The 20,019-nt window shown below is 64.8% G+C and carries 19 protein-coding genes; all 19 read left to right on the forward strand.

The window, feature by feature from the left end; genetic code table 11:
• Nucleotides 1-80 precede the first annotated feature (80 nt).
• Nucleotides 81-1,598, forward strand: a complete 1,518-nt coding sequence (locus BLV31_RS05590; protein ID WP_064060843.1) for a class I adenylate-forming enzyme family protein — start codon at nt 81-83, stop codon at nt 1,596-1,598.
• A 34-nt stretch (nt 1,599-1,632) separates the two neighbouring features.
• On the forward strand, nt 1,633-2,478 hold the full coding sequence (locus tag BLV31_RS05595; protein WP_064060842.1) for an enoyl-CoA hydratase-related protein: 846 nt from the start codon (nt 1,633-1,635) through the stop codon (nt 2,476-2,478).
• Nucleotides 2,479-2,652: 174 nt separating this feature from the next.
• Nucleotides 2,653-3,309, forward strand: coding sequence for a TetR/AcrR family transcriptional regulator (locus tag BLV31_RS05600; RefSeq protein ID WP_064060841.1), 657 nt, complete (start codon nt 2,653-2,655; stop codon nt 3,307-3,309).
• 464 nt (nt 3,310-3,773) lie between these two features.
• Nucleotides 3,774-3,992 (forward strand): ferredoxin, encoded by a 219-nt coding sequence (locus tag BLV31_RS05605; protein WP_064060840.1) that lies wholly within the window; start codon nt 3,774-3,776, stop codon nt 3,990-3,992.
• A 23-nt stretch (nt 3,993-4,015) separates the two neighbouring features.
• A complete protein-coding gene (locus tag BLV31_RS05610) occupies nt 4,016-5,251 on the forward strand; it encodes a cytochrome P450 (RefSeq protein ID WP_064060839.1) in 1,236 nt (411 codons plus the stop codon).
• A 104-nt stretch (nt 5,252-5,355) separates the two neighbouring features.
• Nucleotides 5,356-5,976, forward strand: coding sequence for a TetR/AcrR family transcriptional regulator (locus tag BLV31_RS05615; RefSeq protein WP_064060838.1), 621 nt, complete (start codon nt 5,356-5,358; stop codon nt 5,974-5,976).
• Between the two features lie 195 nt (nt 5,977-6,171).
• The gene (locus tag BLV31_RS05620; protein WP_064060837.1) at nt 6,172-7,482 is read left to right on the forward strand and encodes a C40 family peptidase; all 1,311 of its coding nucleotides are present in this window, start codon (nt 6,172-6,174) and stop codon (nt 7,480-7,482) included.
• Between the two features lie 31 nt (nt 7,483-7,513).
• Nucleotides 7,514-9,142, forward strand: a complete 1,629-nt coding sequence (locus BLV31_RS05625; protein ID WP_064060836.1) for a 4Fe-4S binding protein — start codon at nt 7,514-7,516, stop codon at nt 9,140-9,142.
• 282 nt (nt 9,143-9,424) lie between these two features.
• Nucleotides 9,425-10,477, forward strand: a complete 1,053-nt coding sequence (locus BLV31_RS05630; RefSeq protein ID WP_064060835.1) for an ABC transporter ATP-binding protein — start codon at nt 9,425-9,427, stop codon at nt 10,475-10,477.
• A 132-nt stretch (nt 10,478-10,609) separates the two neighbouring features.
• Nucleotides 10,610-11,476, forward strand: a complete 867-nt coding sequence (locus BLV31_RS05635; protein WP_064060834.1) for an MlaE family ABC transporter permease — start codon at nt 10,610-10,612, stop codon at nt 11,474-11,476.
• Nucleotides 11,476-12,351, forward strand: a complete 876-nt coding sequence (locus BLV31_RS05640) for an MlaE family ABC transporter permease (protein WP_081263426.1) — start codon at nt 11,476-11,478, stop codon at nt 12,349-12,351. The genes BLV31_RS05635 and BLV31_RS05640 overlap by 1 nt, the downstream gene beginning before the upstream one ends.
• Before the next feature lie 10 nt (nt 12,352-12,361).
• Nucleotides 12,362-13,444, forward strand: coding sequence for an MlaD family protein (locus BLV31_RS05645; protein ID WP_064060833.1), 1,083 nt, complete (start codon nt 12,362-12,364; stop codon nt 13,442-13,444).
• Complete coding sequence (locus BLV31_RS05650) at nt 13,441-14,454, forward strand: MlaD family protein (RefSeq protein ID WP_064060832.1); 1,014 nt, start codon at nt 13,441-13,443, stop codon at nt 14,452-14,454. The genes BLV31_RS05645 and BLV31_RS05650 overlap by 4 nt, the downstream gene beginning before the upstream one ends.
• Complete coding sequence (locus BLV31_RS05655) at nt 14,451-15,452, forward strand: MlaD family protein (RefSeq protein WP_064060831.1); 1,002 nt, start codon at nt 14,451-14,453, stop codon at nt 15,450-15,452. The genes BLV31_RS05650 and BLV31_RS05655 overlap by 4 nt, the downstream gene beginning before the upstream one ends.
• A gap of 54 nt (nt 15,453-15,506) precedes the next feature.
• Complete coding sequence (locus BLV31_RS05660) at nt 15,507-16,610, forward strand: MlaD family protein (protein ID WP_248846226.1); 1,104 nt, start codon at nt 15,507-15,509, stop codon at nt 16,608-16,610.
• The gene (locus tag BLV31_RS05665; protein ID WP_064060829.1) at nt 16,607-17,590 is read left to right on the forward strand and encodes an MlaD family protein; all 984 of its coding nucleotides are present in this window, start codon (nt 16,607-16,609) and stop codon (nt 17,588-17,590) included. Before BLV31_RS05660 ends, BLV31_RS05665 begins: the two co-directional genes overlap by 4 nt.
• Nucleotides 17,587-18,546 (forward strand): MlaD family protein, encoded by a 960-nt coding sequence (locus tag BLV31_RS05670; RefSeq protein WP_081263425.1) that lies wholly within the window; start codon nt 17,587-17,589, stop codon nt 18,544-18,546. Before BLV31_RS05665 ends, BLV31_RS05670 begins: the two co-directional genes overlap by 4 nt.
• Before the next feature lie 41 nt (nt 18,547-18,587).
• A complete protein-coding gene (locus tag BLV31_RS05675; protein WP_064060827.1) occupies nt 18,588-19,181 on the forward strand; it encodes a hypothetical protein in 594 nt (197 codons plus the stop codon).
• An 82-nt stretch (nt 19,182-19,263) separates the two neighbouring features.
• Nucleotides 19,264-19,956 carry a GTP pyrophosphokinase gene (locus tag BLV31_RS05680; protein ID WP_064060826.1) on the forward strand — a complete coding sequence of 231 codons (693 nt, stop codon included), beginning with the start codon at nt 19,264-19,266 and terminating at the stop codon, nt 19,954-19,956.
• Nucleotides 19,957-20,019 lie beyond the last annotated feature (63 nt).

Here is a 20,019-nt window from a genome sequence, read left to right on the forward strand (position 1 = left end):
TGTACCGATTCCGAGACGCCGCCCCCGCCCGCATCAGCATTGCGCCGACATACCGGTGCGACTCACGAAAGGGAACCAGCATGGCTTCCACCGTCGGTTCGGCCCTGCATTGGTGGGCGAAGACCAAGGGAGAGCAGAACGCGATCGTCGTTGCGGACGAAGCACTCACCTACCGAGAACTCCAGGATTGGTCCAGCCGTGTCGCGCGCACCATCGTCGACCGGGGCGTCGAAGCCGGACAACGTGTCGGCGTACTCGGCCCGAACTCGTTGACGTGGCCCGTCGTCGCGCTGGGTGTGCTCAAGGCCGGCGCGGTGCTCGTACCGCTCAACCCGCGCTACAAGCCGGCCGAACTCCGCAAGGTCGCAGACGATTCGGGCCTGACCCTGGTGGTCACCCCGAGCGAGTTCACGACGGTCGTCGACGATGCCCGCGCTCTCGGCGATACCTTCGACATCCTCGAATTCTCCGACATCGTTCCCCTGCGCGAGGGTGGGCAGGACGACTTCCGCATCGACGTCGGGCCCGACGAACCGACGGCCGTGTTGTTCACCAGCGGCTCCACGGGTATGTCGAAGGGGGTCATCTGCACCAACCGGACATTGCTCAACATCGTCTTCGAAGCGACCCTCACCGAGGAGGGTTTCCGTCCCGGCTCGACCTCGCTCCTGGTCCTCCCGCTGGTCTTCACGCCGGGCCTTGTCTGGGGCCTGGTCATGACCACCGTGCTCGGCGGCACCCTCGTCGTGGAGAAGGAACTCGATCCGAACCGCGCCGCGAGGCTCCTCGGTGAGCACAACGTCCAGGCGATCTTCGGTGTACCGCTCATCTTCGACGCGATCTCGCGGTCTCCCGAGTTCGAGAAGGCAGACCTGTCGTCGTTGCGGACCGCCATCGTCGGGGGTGCCGCCGTCGCGCCGGTACTGCTGAAGCGATGGGCGGACAAGGGCGTTGCGCTGCGCCAGATCTACGGCATGACCGAGGCCGGTGGCGTCGCCACCGCCACTCTCGTGGCCGAAGCGTTCGATCATCCGGATTCGTGCGGCTCGGGCTCGATCTTCACCGAACTCAAGGTTGTGCGCGACGACGGCACCGAAGCGGCACCGGGGGAGGAGGGCGAGATTCTCCTGCGTGGTCCGGGCGTGACTCCCGGCTACTGGAACGACCCCGATTCCACCGCGACCGCTCTGCGTGACGGATGGCTGCACAGCGGTGACCTGGGTACCCGCGACGCGGAGGGCCGCGTCAAGTTCGTGGACCGGCTCAAGGACCTCATCATCACCGGCGGAATCAACGTCTCGCCCGTGGAGATCGAACGCGTCATCGGCGAGCTCCCGGGTGTCCAGGAAGTCGCTGTGATCGCTGCGTCCGACGAGCGTTTCGGCGAGACTCCCGCGGCCATCGTCACCGTCGAGAACGGTGTCGACGAAGCGACGATCATCGAACACTGCGACCGGCTCATGGCGGACTACAAGGTTCCGCGCTACGTCGTGATCCGCGACGAGCCCCTGCCGCGGCTCCCCAGTGGCAAGCTGTCGAAGACGGCGATCCGATCCGAGTACAAGGACGTCGCCGATCGATTCGACAAGGTCCGCTGAGCCTTCGCTCGGAGGACCCGGGAAAGGAGCCACCGTGTCCGAGACCGGTACCGAGAACTCGGTAGTTCTCGAACGTCACGGCGAGATTGCCGTGATACGACTGAACCGCCCCGATCGCCTCAACGCGTTCACCGACGAGATGGGTGAACGGCTCATCGCACTGTTCGACGAGACGGATGCCGACGACGACGTGCGCGCCGTCGTCGTCACCGGAACGGGGCGGGGGTTCTGCGCCGGTGCCGATCTCGCGGCCGGGGGAGACACGTTCGTCCTCGGCGACGACCCCGAGACGGGTGGGGCACCGCCGGATCTGGGCGGACGTGTCACTCTGCGGATCTACCGGTCGCTCAAGCCCGTGATCGCGGCGATCAACGGCCCGGCCGCAGGCGTGGGGGTGACGATGACGCTTCCGGCCGACGTCCGCATCGCCGCGGATACGGCGAAGTTCGGGTTCGTCTTCACCCGTCGAGGCCTGGTTCCGGAGGCATGCTCGACGTGGTTCCTGCCGCGGGCCGTCGGGATCTCGACCGCGGTCGAATGGACTGTGGGCGGAAAGATGGTGCCGGTCACCGAGGCTCTCGAGCGGGGCCTCGTCCGCGAAGTGCTGCCGGTCGGACAGCTCCTCGACCGAGCCATCGCGATCGCGCGGGAGATGGTGTCCGGTACGGCACCGGTCTCGGTAGCGCTGACCAGGCAGTTGATGTGGCGGATGCTCGGGGCGGCCGGCCCCGAGGTCGCACACCGCGCCGAGTCGATCGGTATTCACGTGCGAGGCACGTCCGACGACGTCAGGGAGGGTGTCGAGGCATTCCTCGACAAGCGCGAACCGAAATTCCCGAACCGCGTCTCGGACGGTCTGCCGGAGCTGTTCGATCTGTAACGACGGCCGGCTCGGCCGGTCGATGGATCCGCTCACTCGGCCCTCTCCCGGACTCGGGAGAGGGCCGAGTCGTGTCCGAGGCGGTTACCATGGGCGCAGCGAGCACTCGGTGACAACTGACGAATCTTGTAACATCTGCCGTGTACACGGCAACGACAAGGCAGGAGCTGCGGCATGGCGCGACGGCGGTCGAGTGTCCTCGGCGACGACGCGGAAACAGCGCGCGGCAAGATCCTGAAGGCCGCCGAGGCGATGTTCCTGCGTTACGGGGTCGTGAAGACGACCATGGACGACATCGCGAAGGAAGCCGGAGTCTCGCGACCGACGGTGTACCGCTATTTCGGAGATCGCGACTCGCTGATCATCGCGTTGATCGAGACGAGATCGCGCCGGCTCTTCGACAAGGCTCGCGACTATCTGCGCGAACGGTCGACGTTCGCCGAGCAGATCGTGGACGGTCTGATCTTCCTCGTCGACCGCGGACGCCAGGATCCCATCGTTCGGCTGATCGTCAGTCCCGAGCACATGGACATGGCCACTGCGCTGGTGGGCAGCAGTGGGCTCGCGGCGCGGTTGACCTACGAGATGTGGGCTCCTCTGCTGGAAGAGGCCCGTGCCCGCGGTGAGATCCGTGACGGACTCACCGACGAAGAGATCTGCCAGTGGATCGCTCTGGTGCAGCTCATCCTGGTGGGGCGCATGGACTTCAACTCCGACGACGATCCCGACAACCGTCGGATGCTCACCAATTTCCTGTTGCCGTGCATCGTCGACGATGCGCCGCCGGCGCGGCGTCCTCGTGCAGCGGCCGCCCGTCGCTCGCGCGGGTAGTTCACAAGTCCGACGCAGTCTTTCACGCGTCGACCCTTCGACCGGGTGCGTCCACCGCGCCCGGTCCTCCGCGTTTTCGCCGACTCTTTAGGGCTTGTCCGACAAGACGCGTCGCCACGACAGGGCGAATCAATTTACAAATTTCGATTGACGTAACATGGAACATGTGGGTAATCTGGGTCACATAGATCGGACGCCGACCGATCGAGTTCTCGAAAGGTCGGTAACGGTCGAACTGTGCCGAAGGATCACCCTGTCCGGCGGCACATCCCGATTCTCGCGTTTCATCCACCGGGCATAGGAGCCCGGCCGGAACCGGGTGTGCATCGGCACTGTCCGCCGAGGCGGCGCAAGTGATTTCGGTGCCGCTGCGTGCATCCGCTACTTTCCCGTGATCGTCTGTCGGGGAAGAGACTTCGGCCGGATTGCTAGGCAGGCAACGTTCGAAAGGACTGGACAGAACTATGTCCGATCTTCGTCAGCAGGTGCAGCGACTCGTGGTGGATATGTCGGTCTGTGCCGGGCACGGGCTGTGCTACTCCACCTCTCCGCAACTGATCGACTGTGACGACCAGGGTTACCCGGTTGTCCTGCACGACCTTTCGTCGGACGACGACGTGCGCGCAGCAGAAGCCGCCGTCATCGTCTGTCCCGAACGAGCACTCACCATCGAACCCCGCTGAGGGGCCGACCCAGAGGAAGATTCATGACAACTACAGAGAAGGCAGTACCCGAACACCTGGTGGTCGATTTCGACATCTACGACCAGTCCCTCGCGCAGCCGGTCGACAACGTTCAGCAGCGAGTTGCGGAGCTGTCAGCCAAGGGACCCGTCGTGTACTCCACGGCTCACGGCGGTCACTGGATTGTCACCCGCTACAAAGAGATCCACGAGGTCCTGCGCGACCCCGACACATTCTCCAGCTACCCCAACAACCTCGTCACGGGTCCGGCCGGCATGGGCAAGCTCGTTCCCATCGAGCTCGACCCGCCGGAGCACACGGGTTACCGGCTCGCTCTGCAACCGCTGTTCAGCCCCAACCGGATGAAGGCTCTGACGGATCAGATCCGCGATCTGGTCAACGAGCTGATCGACGGTTTCGCCGGAAAGGGTGAGGCCGAATTCATCTCGGAGTTCGCTCACGAGCTTCCGGCCCGGGTCTTCCTCGCTCTCATGGACTGGCCTCTCGAGGACGCTCCGCTCTTCACCGAGGCCACCGACATCATCCTCATGGGCAAGCCGGGTCTGAACGAGGAAGAGAATCAGCAGGCGCGCGCCACCGCCGGATTCGAGATGTTCGGCTACTTCCACAAGATGGTGCAGGAACGTCGCGAGAACCCGGGCGACGACGTCACGTCGACCCTCATACACACCGAGGTGGAACTCGAGGACGGCAAGCGGCTGCTCACCGACGAAGAGCTCTACCGCATGCTCTTCCTGCTGCTGATCGCCGGACTGCACACTGTGCAGGGCTCGCTCGCGTGGGCGATCATCCATCTCGTGAACAATCCCGAACAGCGTCGCGCGCTGATCGAGGACGAGTCGCTGATCCCGACGGCGGTGGAGGAGATTCTGCGTATCGAGGCAGCCGTGATCCCGGGACGCCGCGCGACCCGCGACGTCGAACTCGGCGGCGTACGGATCAAGGAGGGCGACCAGCTCATCCTTACGCTGTGCTCCGCGAACCGTGACTCGGACGAGTTCGACGATCCTGCCGAGCTGCAGCTCGATCGGCACCCCAACCGTCACCTCTCCTTCGGTGGTGGTCCGCATCGTTGCATCGGCTCGCACCTCGCACGCATCGAGTTGTCGCTGGCTCTCGAGGAACTTCATCGCCGGATTCCGGATTATCAGCTGGTCGAGAACGATCCGCCGATCCTGCACGCCAGCCAGGTCCGCGGGTGCATGCGCCTGCCGATCACGTTCACTCCGACGGCATGATCCGTCGCTCACGCGCCGGTGCCGAAAGGGTGCCGGCGGGTGGGTAGAACGTCCCTCCACTACAATCGTCAATCAAAGGTAAAGGTTTCGGTGAGGGAGGGTGCATGGCGCGACGTCAGAGCGTCCTCAGCGACAATGCCGAGACCGCTCGTGCCCAGATCCTCGCCGCCGCCGACAGCGCGGTCGAGCGTTTCGGGGTCGCCAAGACCACGATCGACGACGTGGCCCGCGAAACCGGTGTCTCCCGACCGACGATCTACCGTTACTTCCGAGACCGCGACACCCTCATCACCTCGCTGATCGAAACCCGTGCGCGTCGGCTCTTCGAGGATGCGCAGGCCTACGTCGCCGACCGCGAGTCCTTCGCCGACCAGGTGGTCGACGGCCTGCTCTACCTGGTCGACCGCGGCCGACGCGACCCGGCGATCCGTCTGATCGTCAGCCCCGAACATGTCGATCGCGGCACCGCCCTGGAAGGAAGTTCCGAACTCGCGGCGCGTCTCACTTTCGAGATGTGGGCGCCGCTGCTCGAGACGGCGCGCGAGCGTGGTGAGATCCGCGACGGAATCACCGATGCGGAGATCTGCAAGTGGATCACTCTGGTGGAGTTGATCCTCGTAGGTCGCATGGATTTCGACGATCCCGTCGGTGAGGCCAACCGGAGCCTGTTGACCAACCTGCTGCTGCCGGGCATCACCACCGGCGCCGCAAGCATCGTTTCGTAATACGACTGCAGTGCCGATCGGCCGCGACTCCTGCATCCGGCCGTTCGTGACGCATCGCGAGAACTCGCCGCACGCCGCGTAGTTCCGCACCTTCTCCTGCCGTTACGCGCATCTGCGCGAACGAAACCCTTTCCCCCGTAACAACGCAACCGATCGTGCGCGGGAGGAAATCGTCGTTCCGAAAGGTGAGCTGTCATGTCCGTGGATCCACCTTCACTCGTCGTCACGCTCGGAGCCGCCGTAGGGGCACTCGTCCTCGGTGTCGATCCCCAGATCGGAGCCGAGCAGGCCGCAGCCGTATCGCATGCCGTCGAACAGGGTGCGAGCCAGGTGATGGACGGGATAACCGCAGCAGTCGACGCCCTGCCGGAAGACGCCCGTGTACCGGCAGAGCAGATCGTCGCCGAGACCACCGAGCGGTTGCGGACCGATCTCGAAGCGCTGCTACCGGACGAGAGACGATCCGACCCCGGTGACACTCCGGAACCGGACGAACCAGTCGAAAACCACGAAACCATACAGCAATTCGCAGCCGGAGCCGCCGTATCGGCCACTCCCGTCGGGCCGGCAGTCCTCGTCCCGCCGTCGACCTTTCCGCTCGCGTCGAGCGCCGCCACCGCACCGATCGGTGCCATAGCCGTGTTCGCTCCGTGGCTGAAGAAGGCGGGTGCCATCTGTGACGGCATCACCGCGCCTGTGCTTGCCGCGCTGTACTCCGTCGAGAACGGTTTCCGATACGGTTCCACCGCGCCCGTCTCGCCTGCCGGCGCACTCGGACCGGGACAGTTCATGCCCGGTACCTGGGCGGTCTACGGCAAGGATGCGGACGGCGACGGCAAGGCCGACGTACGCGGGGTCGCCGACCCGGTCATGGCATCCGGTCGCCTGCTGTGCGACAACTGGAACAGGATCGAACAGTGGAAGAAGGACGGCCGGGTCGTCGGCGACACGCTGTCGCTGACACTTGCCGCCTACAACGCCGGCGTCGGAGCCGTACTGAGATCCGGGGGGATGCCCAGCGGTCTGCCCGATTACGAGAACCAGACCAAGCCGTACGTGGCGAAGATCCTGGCGGCGCGACCGGCTTTCGAACGCATGCTCTCACCGTTCCTGGCCCTCGAACTCCCGGCAGGCGACGACCTCGGCCGGCAGGTGCTCGAGCAGGCATTCCGCTATCTCGGCCTGCCGTACGTGTGGGGTGGTGGAAACATCCAAGGCCCTACGGGCGGTGGATTCGACTGTTCCGGGCTCACGTCGTTCGCACTGCACGCCGCCACCGGAACCGTGCTGCCCCGGACATCGGAGACCCAGTGGAAGGTCGGCGTCGAGGTCCCGATGGACCAGGCGCGGCCCGGTGACCTCGTCTTCGGCAACTGGCAGGTCGGTGGACCGGGCCACGTCGGCATCTACCTGGGTGAAGGTCTGATGGTGCACGCGCCGACCACAGGCGACGTGGTGCGCATCGGCGAGGTCTTCCCCGATATGCGAGCACGTCGCATCGTCTGATCGTCCGTCCACATCGAGGAGTGGTGAAACGATGGCCCACATAGTGACTCAACCGTGTTGCAAGGATGCCGGGTGCGTCGCCGTCTGCCCGGTCGATTGCATCCACCCGACGCCGACGGAACGGCTGTTCCGCCCGTCGGAGATGCTCTACATCGACCCGGAGAAATGCATCGACTGCGGTGCGTGCGTCGACGAGTGCCCGGTCGACGCGATCGTACCGCCGGAGGACATCACCCCCGGGATGCAGCCTTTCGTCGAGATCAACGCCGCGTACTACCAGGACAACCCGGTGCCCGGGCCGGACCCCGAGCCGCAACCGATCGAGGTGAAGGCGGCGCCCGGAGTCCTACGGGTCGCCATCGTGGGCAGTGGGCCGTCTGCGAGTTATCTCGCCGAGTCCCTCGTCGCGAATCGTCGCCTCCCGGTGGAGATCTCGATCCTGGAGAGGCTTCCGGTTCCGGGAGGGCTCGTACGGTTCGGTGTGGCACCCGATCACCCGTCCACCAAAGAGGTCGCGTCCGGCTTCCTGCGCACTATGGGACGGAAGAACGTCGACATCTTCCTCGGAGTGGAGGTCGGTACACACCTCACTCACGACGATCTGCTGCGCCACCACCATGCGGTGGTCTACGCCTCGGGGACGAGCGGCGACCGTGCCTTGAATGTGCCCGGCGAGGACATGCCGGGAAGTGTCTCGGCCCGCGAGTTCGTAGCCTGGTACAACGGTCATCCCGACCATGCGAACCAACGATTCGACCTGTCCTGTGAACGTGCGGTGATCGTCGGCAACGGAAATGTCGCGCTCGACGTGGCCCGCATCCTCAGTAGCGACGTTTCACGCCTCCTGAAGACGGACATCGCCGCCCACGCACTCGAAGCCCTTGCCGCGAGCCGTATCCGTGAAGTCGTGGTACTGGGACGCCGAGGGCCGGCACATGCGGCGTTCAGTACTCCCGAGTTGCTGGGCCTGACCGATCTGCCGGGGGTGAGCGTCACGGCGTCGCACGCGTTCGTGGCCTCCACCGCGCTGGACCGGATCCGAGCAGACATCCTCACCCGTTGTGCGGCGGAAGCGGCCGTGCCGGGGGATCGTCGTATCCATCTGCAGTTCCTCCGTTCGCCGGTGGAGGTCCTGGGAACGGAACGCGTGGAGGGCCTGCGTGTCTCGGTCGACGATCCCGAAACGGACGGAGGAGTCGAGGACGTCGCAGCCGGATTGGTACTGCGCTCGATCGGCTTCCGGGGTTCCCCGATCCCTTCCGTGCCCTTCGACGCGGAGCGCGGCACGATCCCACATCGGGCGGGAGCCGTCGTGGAATCGGGAACCGGTGCGCCGGTGTCCGGCGTCTACACCGCCGGCTGGATCAAGCGAGGTCCGAGCGGGGTCATCGGTTCGAACAAGTCGTGCTCCGCGGAGACCGCGGCGTCGATCGTCTCGGACTTCGTCGGTGGTCGACTCCGTGAGCCGCAGGGCGGCCGACAGTCGTTCTCGGACTTCGTTGATGCTGTCCGGCCCGGACGTATCGATCTGCAGGGTTGGCGCCGTATCGACTCGCACGAGAAGAGTGCAGGCCGTGCCGTCGGACGTCCGAGGGTCAAGCTTGTGGACCGTGACGAGATGGTCTCGGTCGCTCTGGGAGAGGCCGTCGCCGCGAGATGAACCGGTGATCGCACTGCTGTCGATATGTCCGCTTCGTTCCCGTTTTCCGAATCCTCTGTCGGAAGCAAGGATTCGGTCGACGCGAAAGCGTAGATACGATTGACAAATCCCGTACTTTGAATCACAGTTGTCGTGCGTAGGGACTTGGGTCACATCCGGTAACCACGTTCTGCTCTTGTCCACCAACGAGAGTCGCCGGCGCGGCCGGACCTGGACGCACTATCCGTTGAAAGCTGCCGTCGACGGCACATGCCGTTACGACGAGACACGTGGGAGGAACCGATGGGTGTCGAGGTTTCCGTCGAGGGGCTGACCAAGTCCTTCGGCTCGCAACGTATCTGGCAGGACGTGACGTTGACGTTGCCGGCCGGTGAGGTCAGTGCGCTGCTCGGTCCGTCGGGTACCGGCAAGTCGGTGTTCCTCAAGTCGTTGATCGGTCTGCTGCGCCCGGAGGAGGGCTCGATCGTCATCGACGGCACCGACATCCTGCAGTGCTCGAGCAAGGAGCTCTACGAGATCCGCAAGCTGTTCGGGGTGCTGTTCCAGGACGGGGCGTTGTTCGGGTCGATGAACCTCTACGACAATGTCGCCTTCCCGCTGCGCGAGCACACCAAGAAGACCGAGTCCGAGATCCGGCAGATCGTGATGAGCAAGCTCGAGCTCGTCGGTCTGCTCGGCGCCGAGGACAAGCTGCCCGGGGAGATCTCCGGGGGGATGCGCAAGCGCGCCGGCCTGGCCCGCGCGCTGGTGCTCGATCCGGAGATCATCCTGGTCGACGAGCCGGATTCGGGTCTCGATCCGGTGCGCACCACCTACATTTCGCAAACGTTGATCGATATCAACGCGGAGATCGATGCGACGATCCTGATCGTGTCGCACAACATCAATCTGGCGCGCACGGTGCCGGACAACATCGGGATGTTGTTCCGTCGGCAGTTGGTGATGTTCGGTCCGCGTGAGGTGTTGTTGACCTCGGACGAGCCGGTGGTCAAGCAGTTCCTCAACGGCACGATGATCGGTCCGATCGGGATGTCGGAGGAGAAGGACGAGGCGACGATGGCGCACGAGCAGGCGCTCGTCGATGCCGGTCATCATGCCGGGGGTGTCGACGATGTCGAGGGGATCGTGCCGCAGATGCAGGCGACGCCGGGGATGCCGGAGCGGCAGGCGGTGGCGCGTCGGCAGGAGCGGGTGCGGTCGATCCTGCACACTCTGCCCCCGGCCGCCCAGCAGGCCATCCTCGAAGACCTCGAGCACACACCGGTACCGTCCGCCCGCCACGCATTCGCGGGATCCGACGCGCCCACCGAACTCATTCCCGTGGTCTCGCGATAGTTCTCCCACCGCACGCGACCGGCGACGGACTCGTGGACGAGCATCCGCCGGCCACGGACGACCAGAAAGGTACAGACGAGTGAGAACTCGCAGTTGCAGGCTCGCGCCTCGACGCCGTGAGGTGATCGCGCGATGACCGCCGAAGCGGCACTCACCTCCCCGATGGCGGATTCCCGCCGTCGACCCATCGTCCCGGCAGGAATCCGCCGATACCTGATCGAGAAGCCTGCGGCTTCACTGGCCACCATCGGACGCTCGGCACGACTCGGAGGCAACGTCGTCCGCTACGCCGTCACCGACACCATCGCGTGGCGACTGCCGGTGCGAGAGGTCATCGAGCAGATGTGGGTCCTTCTCAAGGTTACCGCCCTTCCCGCTCTGCTCATGGCCGTCCCGATCGGTGCCGAGGTCTCGGTGCAGGTGGGCGGCATCATGAATCAGGTCGGCGCCAACTCGCTCGCCGGCGCCGCCAGCGGTCTCGGTGTCGTCGGACAGGGTGCACCGATGGCCGCCGGACTGTTGATGAGTGGGGCCGCAGCGTCCGCCATCGCCTCAGATCTCGGCGCACGATCGATCCGCGAGGAGATCGAAGCGATCCGTGTAATGGGTATCGACCCGGTCCAGCGGCTCGTGATGCCGAGATTCCTGGCCATGCTCGCGATCGCCCCGATGTTGTGCATCATCATCATCTCCGCGGGTGTTGCTGCAGGACTGACCATCTCGGCGAACGTCAACGACGTCGTGCCGGGCAGCTTCTGGCAGTCGTTCGGTGCCTTCGCCACCCCGACCGATCTCGTGTTCTCCGTGCTCAAGTCCGTCGTCTTCGCGGCCATCGTGGTGTTGATCGCCGGCCTGCGCGGACTCGAGGCCAAGGGCGGACCCACCGGTGTCGCGAACGCCGTCAACGCCTCGGTCGTCCTCAGCGTCTTCTGCATCTTCATCGCCAACCTCGTGGTGAGCCAGCTGCAGCTGATGTTCTTCCCGGCCCGGTTGGCGTGATGACGACCGGAACACCCGCGAATCGCGGGAACACCGGCTCGGCACTGTCCCAACTCGGTGCCAGGTTCGTGAAGCGAATCCGATCGGGAGTCGAGGAGGTCGGACAGGTCGTCCTGTTCACCGCCCGAACGGTCTACCTGCTGCCCAAGACCGTGAAGCACTACCGTAAGCAGACCGTCACCACCATGAACAACATGGCCTGGGGCAACGGATCGCTCGTCGTCGACGGTGGTGTGATCAGCCTGATGTTCTTCCTCGGCATCGCTGTCGGTGCCGTGGTCGCCATCCAGGCGTTCATGGCCTTCGACCTGCTGGGATTCGGTGCGCTGACAGGCATCATCGGTTCTTTCGGCAACGTGCGCGTCATCGCACCGATCATCACGGGCATCGGCTTCGCGGCCCAGGCCGGCTGCCGGATGACCGCCGAGATCGGCTCGATGCGCATTTCCGAAGAGATCGATGCGACGGAATCCATCGGACTGCAGGCGATTCCCTTCGTCGTGGGTCCCCGCCTGATCGGCAGCATGCTTGTGGTGCTGCCGGGTTACCTCATGGCTCTCGTCGTCGCGTTCGTCACCGGCGGTGTCGTCGTGAAGACCTTCCACGACCAGCCCAGCGGGACCTACGACCATTACTTCGCGCAGTTCCTCAACCTTCCCGACCTCGCAGCGTCGGTCGTCAAAGCCCTGATCTTCTGCGCAGTGGTCACGATGATCCACTGCTACTACGGCTATTTCGCCTCCGGTGGGCCGGCAGGAGTGGGTTCCGCGTCCGGTCGGGCCATCCGCGCCAGCCTCGTTGCGATCGTCGTACTGAACTTCGTAATGACCGTCATCATCTGGGGCCTGAGCCCGGAACTCGTCTTCAAGGGATGAGGAAGAATCCATGTCGAGAAGTCAGGACTTTCTCCGCGGCACGGCTGCAGAACAGTCCCGCCGGCTGGCTGCCGCCGGTGCTGCAGCGATCGTGTTCGTAGGGGTGGCCGGTCTCGCCGCCGCCACGCTGTACCCGAAGATCACCGCACCCGACGGGATCGAACTCGTCGTCGACGTGCCGTATCTCGGTCCGGGTGTCGCGGAGGGAACCAAGGTCGTACTGCACGGACAATCCGTGGGACGCGTGACCGCTCTCGAGCGCACACCGTCCGAGTCGGTGCAGGTACGCATGATGCTCGACGAATCCCAGATCGACGGTCTGACCGATCGATTCGAGATCGACTACCGCCCCGAGAACTACTTCGGTACCTCGGCGGTGAACATCCTTGCGCGCCCGGGCGGCGGCCCCCTCGAGTCCGGAATGGAGTTGGAAAGGACACCCGAAGGTGACTTCACGATGTCGACGATGATCGAACAGGGATCGCTCACCATCGACGGCACCCTGACCGACGACATGATCACGTCGCTCGACAAGACCGTCCACTATCTCGACGGCCTCACTCCCTGGGTCGACACCGGTGTGTTCCTCGCCGATCGGGTCGCCGAGACCCAGCAGGAGATGCCGAGCACGTTGCTCGCCCGTTTCAACGACATCCTCGAGGCATTCCCCGGCTTCGGCGACCAGGCGATCGAATCGCTCATGAACATCTATCACAGCAACTACAACACCCTTCCGGACGGTTCCGTCGGCGTCGACGACGCGGTCTTCGACGAGGCGAACGCCGGCCTCACCCTGGCGGCGAACCAGTTGTTCGGTCAGGCGGGTGCGCTGCTCGCTTCGCACGGGGAGGAGCTGACCCCGCTCATCCTCTCTGTCGCCGAGGCATCCGACGTATTCCCTCACCTGGTCAACGGCGGAATGACCCCGGCCGCTGCCCAGGACGTGGTGCGACGTCTCGACTCCGCCTTCGTCGACACCCCGGACGGACAACGCCTGCGCCTGCGGGTGCTGGTCGACGCCCTACCGGCCTTCACTGCACCGCTCGGCCTCGGGCCCGTCCCGGCCGCAGCGACAGAAGGAGGCGGACGATGACGACACGAGCCACGTACATCGCGACCATCATCAAACTCGTCGTTGCGGCGATCATCTCCGCGGTGCTGTTCGCACTGGTCATCAGCGCCATGCGCAGCCCGGTCAGCGGACCGACCCGCAATTACACTGCCGAGTTCTCGGACGTGTCGGGCCTCGGCGCCAACGGTGATATCCGCACACGCGGCGTCCGCATCGGGAAGGTGCGGTCCATCGAGTTGCGCGAACGCGACGGCAAGACGATCGCCGAGGTCGAGTTCACGATGGAAGAGCCCTACGAGTTGACCGACACCACCATTCTGGCGGTCAAGTATCAGAACCTCACCGGCGTGCGGTACATCGACGCGGACTTCGGCGAGAAGCCGGGCACGCCCGTCGAGCACCTCTCACTCGAGAGCACGAAACCGTCGTTCGACATCACGTCGCTCTTCAACGGCCTGCAACCGGTCCTGGCAACGATGAGCACCGAGGACATCAACCGATTCACCGAGAACGCCATCGCTCTTCTGCAAGGTGATGGTGGGGGATTGAAACCGATGCTGGACGACGCGCAGAGAATCGCGAACCTCGCGTCCGATCGCGAACAGGTGATCTCGACGCTCGCGGACAATCTGGCCCGCATCGCGGACAGCATGGGCGGGCGGTCGGACGGTGTCGTGGAGTTCCTCCGTTCCGTGAGCTTCCCGATAGCCAAGGCCATGACCGTCCTCGAGGAATTCCACAAGACCGCGACCTACGGGCCCGAATTCCTCACTCCCATCAAACGTCTGCTCGACGCCTACGGCCTCGCGCCGGGAGCGGACGTCGATGCGATGGTGACATCCGCATTCGCGTCCCTCGAGGACGCGGCCGAGGCCGTCAGGCTCCTCCCGCCGGCGGTGGCGGGTCTCCAGATACCGGCGAGTGCCCCGGCGGGTGGCGGTGCCGGATGCTCCAACGGCATCGCGCAACTGCCGACGGATGTGCAGATTCTTCTGAGCGGAAGCGAGGTCGTCGTATGCAACGCGGGATGAACAGGCCCCGTCGCCGGTTCGGGAAGGTTCTGTCTCTCGTCGACAACGACATTCGTATCGGGACCGTGGTCGCCGTGGTCGCCGTCCTCGCGCTCGTCGCGACCGCGGTCCTCTACACGAGACCGCCCGGCCGCACGACGGTGGCGTTCGAGACCACCGATGTCTCGGCGATCTCCACGGGTCAGGACGTACGCGTCGCCGGTGTCTCGGTCGGTAAGGTCTCGAAATTGGAACTCGGGGACACCTCCGTGAAGGTCTCCATGGAGATCGAGGACGACCTGATGGTCGGTACCGAGTCGCGGGTCGAGGTCAGGATGCTGACACCGGTCGGTGGTTACGCCGTGACCCTCTTCCCCGTAGGTCGAACTCCCCTGGGAGAGTCGGTCATTCCCACCGGCCAGGTGTCCGTTCCGTACTCGATCGGCGACGTGCTCCAAGCCGCACCGAATGTCACGGACAACGTCGACGGCACGGACATCGACGCCAACCTCATGCAGGTCGCAGATGCCTTGCAGAACAACCCGGGATCGATCGAGTCGATCGTCTCCGGCATGTCCGCCGTCGCTCGGGTCATGGACGAGCAGCGCCGGCAGGTCCACACGGTGGCAACGCTCGCCTCGGAGTACCTCACCACCTTCAATGCCAGCCGGGAGATGGTGTTCGACGTCCTTCGCGAGATCGACATCGTCTTCGAGACCTACGAGAACACGCATGCCGGCTTCAACGAGGCCTACCGACTCCTCGGGTATGTCCTCATGACCGTCGCCCCCTATTCGGAGTACTACCTCGACAATCGGGATGCACTGGAGAGCGGGATCACGCAGGTCCGCTCGATGATCGAGGAGTTCAACACGACCATGGGGCCGTCGATCGAGGCGCTGGCGGCCACCCGTGACGAGCTCGCCCAGTGGCTGACACCGGAAGGGATCGTCGCTGTCGGCGGGGGCACCCTCATGGCGTCCGACATCTGCATCCCGGTACCCGGACGGCAGTGCTGACCGATGAATGGCGAATCGAGAACTTCGATGCTGACAAGATTGGCAGGGCCGACTGTGAAGAGAACGAAGACGCTGGCGACCGTCGCCGTGGCCGTCACCACGATCATGGGTACGTGCGGAGCGGGAGTCACGGCCGCACAGCCACTGAAACGCGGTACCGAACCGGCGACCTACTGTGTCGAGATGCCGGACTCGGTCGGATTGTACCCGGGAAACCCCGTCACACAGATGGGGTTTCCGGTCGGTAAGGTCGATTCTGTCGAGCAGAGGAGCACCCACGTCGAGGTGCGTTTCACCACCGACGGCGGACGTGTCTTCCCCGCGGATGTCCGGGCCGTGACCCGCTCCAAGTCGATCCTCGCGGACCGCAGCCTCGAACTGGTGGGCAATTACGAATCCGGACCGCAGCTCGCCCCCGAGCCCTGCGTCCCGCTCGCCAACAGCTATACCCCCAAGACGATCTCCGAGGTGGTCGGCTCGGCGGCCGACTTCATCGAGGCGCTGTCACCGGAGGCCGGTGACGAGACCGTCGAAATGGCGATCACGGGGCTGAACGAGGCCTTGCGGGGCCAGGGTGAGAACGCCCGGCAGATGATGCTCCATGCAGCGAATGCAATGGAGAATCCCGACGGTTTCGTCGCCGACATCGGGTCGTCGATCTCGAACATGGCACCACTCACCGAGGAAGCACTCGTCCAGTGGGCGGCCGTCAAGAACATCGCCGACAACATGCCGAAGGTGGTATCCGACGCAATGGGCTTGTGGCCCGGCACGATCGACGTCTGTGTCGGCATCGGATGGCTCGTCGCGCTGCTCGACGACATACAGCGTAACTACGGCGACGACATTTGGCCGTTCGTACACGGGCAGGCCGTCGAAGCCGTCAAACTGGCTGCGCAGCAGTCCGGTTCGCTCGGCGATCTCGTGTCCACGATCCCGTCGATGTCGACGGCGGTCTCCACGCAGACGCGCGACGCGGGTGCACTGTCTGTCGAGTTCACACCCCCGCAGATCGCGCTGAGCGACGACGAGGCCGCCCGGTTGTGCGAGGTCCTGGAAAGCCTGAGCCCGGGAAGCTGCAAGGGCGCCGGCACGGGCTCGCGCGTCACACCAGAGGGTCTGATGAACCTGCTGAATCCGATCGGAGCGACGCGATGATCACCCGACGTATCACTCGGGCGGTCGCCGCTCTGTCCCTGATCCTTGTCGTGTCGTCGTGTTCACTGCGGCCGGAGGATCTTCCCTCCGTGCGCGGAGGCATCGGGGACGGATACGAGATCTCGGTCGAGTTCGCCAGCGTCATGAACCTGCCCTCCGGAGCCGACGTCATCATGGACGGCGTCCGTGTCGGTGAGGTGCGCAACCTCGAAGTGCAGAACGACGGCGTAGCAGTACGCGTCGGAGTACGTTCCGACACCAAGGTTCCGTCCGACGTCCGGGCAATCGTCCGACAGAACACCCTGCTCGGTGACACCTATGTGGCACTGCTGCGGAGCCCCGACGGCAGGAGCGGCGAGTACCTGGGGGAGGGCGCTACGGTACCCGTCGAGCGTACGACCTCACCTCCGCAACTCGAGGACACCATGGCGGTGCTCGCGACCTTCGTCAACGGCGGCAGCATCCGTCGCATCGAACAGGTGATGGGGCGTGTCAACGCGGTCATGCCCGACGTCGCCGAGATCGAACGGCTCGCCGGGACCGTCGCCGTCGACCTGAACGACCTGGGACAACGAACCGTCGAGATCGACCGGATGCTCGACGGGATGAACTCCTCCGCGGCAGCGTTGAACGACAACAGCGAGTCGCTCGTGACAATCTTCGACGGGTCGTCGGTGCACTACTGGCGCCGGCTCGCGGTGGACGTCGTGTCGCACATCGGGCAGATCCTCCCGTCCGTCGGCAGCCTGTACGTCGGTGGCTACTGGCTGGTGCCGATGTTCGAATCGCTCGCCGACACCACCGATATCTCCCGTGGAGCGCCGTCGGCGACGGTGGAACTGTCGAACTTCCTGAGGACGACGCTGATCCCGTTCGCGCAGAATCCGTCCGTCGACATCGTGTCGGTCGAGTCGGCCGGTGGAGACCAGCTCGTATCCGATGCCGAGAACATCCTTCGAATGTTGGGAGCTGTGCAGTGAGCCGGCGAACAGTACTGTCCCTCGCGGGAATGGGGATCATCGCGGCGCTGTCCTTCGTGTACATGGGTCAGGCCGGGCTGCGGACCGGACTCGGCGAGGACGTGTACACCGCCGAGGTCGAGGTGCCCGATACCAACGGCCTGGTCGTCGGGTCCCGTGTGCTCATGCGAGGTATCGAGATCGGAGAGGTCACCGACATCACGGCCTCGGCCGACGCCGTCCACGTGGCCTGGAAATACGATCGCAATTCACCGATCCCGGTGGACAGCACGATCCGGCTCGACAACCTGTCGGCGCTGGGTGAGCCCTTCCTCGCCGTGTGGCCGCAATCCGCATCCGCGCAGTATCTCGAGGACGGCGCCGTGGTCGGTGACGACAGGGTGGTCGTACCCACCACATTCGAGGAACTCTCGGAGCGTCTGACGAACCTGCTCACGCAGGTCGAGCCGGAAGGTGTCCGCGAAATCTTCCGGACACTCGATATCGCCCTGCCCGAGGACCCGCGGGTTCACGGCAACCTCGCACGTTCGGGTGAGCTCATGGCCGCCACGTTCACGCAGAACGCCGATACGTTCACCACGCTCCTGCGCACCGTGCAACCACTGCTCCTCGACAGCGGGAGCATCCCGAACGCGATGCGCGCCACCGAACCGGGTGTCGCAGAGTTCGGAAGCGGTTTCACCGATCTGCTCGCCGGTATCCGCTTCGCGTCCGACCGGGGTCCGCTCAACGCCGGTATCGCCTACGGCGCCAGTCCGTTCATCGGCGAACTGCAGAAGTTCCTCGACGAGACCGCGGCCGATCTCGAGGTGATCGGTGTGAATCTGCTGCCTGCCGTCTCGGAAGCGGCGAACAGTATCAGGGCCATGGACATCGGCACGCTGATGAACAACGTGCTCACCTCCACCGAATCCGGCGACGCTCTCACGCTGAAGGTCGAGATACCCGGCCCCTGACAAGCACCCATCCGCTACCAGCACACAACCGGAGGACGACGATGAAGACAACTCTCGAGGACATCACCGACACGCACGACCACGAGCACGACACGGTGCAGGATTCGACCCGCCGGCGTCTGCCGATGCAAGGCATCGTCGTCGCCGTCGGTGTACTGCTGGTCGCGGTGCTGGCAGTTGTCGGATGGCAGTGGAACGACGCACGGAACGAGCGGGACGCCCTCCTGTCGGACGCAGCGGCGCGGGCGGAGGCCGAACAGGTCGCCCTCGATTACGCACTCGGTGCCGCGGAGATGGACTTCCGCGACCTCGGTGCATGGCGGTCGCGATTGACGTCGGGCACCATCCCGGAACTGACCGATCGTCTGGATAAGGCCGCAACGTCCATGGAACAGATCATCGTTCCTTTGCAGTGGACGTCGATTGCCGAACCGATCACCGCCAAGGCCGTGAGTGGACCCGACGGAACGTTCACGGTGGACTGCTTCGTGAGTGTTCGCACCACGAACGCGCAGGCTCCCGAGGGTATCGTCTCGACTGCGACGTACCGGCTCGGTATGGACAACCGGGACGGCTGGACGATCACCGAGATCAGTGGCGTCGGTGCGGACGCCCTACCGGACGGTCCGCGGTAGAACCGCAGGTCACAGAGGTGGAGGGCATCGATCCTCCTGGAACTGGCAGACTCGATCCCGAAGAACATCGAGGAGGGATCGAGTGAAGACGACGGTGGACGAACCCGAACCGGGGCTACCGGCACCGGACGACGTGCAGGCACCGCTGGTCGCAGTGGAACACCTCGCACAGGATCTCCGACGCGCACTCATGGTGTACAAGTTCGGCATCGACGAGATGATGACGAAGATCAACATCCTGCGCGAGGAGTTCACCTACGCCCGCGAGTACAACCCGATCGAGCACGTGAAGTCGCGGCTGAAGAGCCCCGAGTCGATCCTCGCCAAGGCGGAACGGAAGGGTGCGCCCGCCTCGCTCGACGGCATCCGCGAGGCCGTCCGCGACATCGCCGGCATCCGCATCACGTGCAGCTTCACATCGGACGTCTACCGGATCATCGACATGATCACGAGCCAGCTCGACGTGACGGTCGTCGAGATCGAGGACTACATCGCGCGCCCGAAGCCCAACGGGTACAGCAGCGTGCACGTGATCGTCCAGATCCCGGTGTACATGTCCGACCGGGTCGAGCGCGTCTACGTCGAACTGCAGATCCGCACCGTCGCCATGGACTTCTGGGCGAGCCTGGAACACAAGATCTACTACAAGCACGACCGTGAGGTCCCGGACGAACTGCGCGAGGAACTCCGCCTCGCCGCGGAGACGGCGCGCGATCTGGACCTGCGGATGGAAGCACTGCACCGCCGCGTCCACGGCCCGAACAACGGGAACTGACCGAGGTACGCAACGTGGGGTGAAGGCTCGCAACGTGGCCGGTCGCTGTCGGCGTTGCGGACC

This window comes from Rhodococcus pyridinivorans (genome assembly GCF_900105195.1).
GTDB classification, from domain to species: Bacteria; Actinomycetota; Actinomycetes; order Mycobacteriales; family Mycobacteriaceae; genus Rhodococcus; species Rhodococcus pyridinivorans.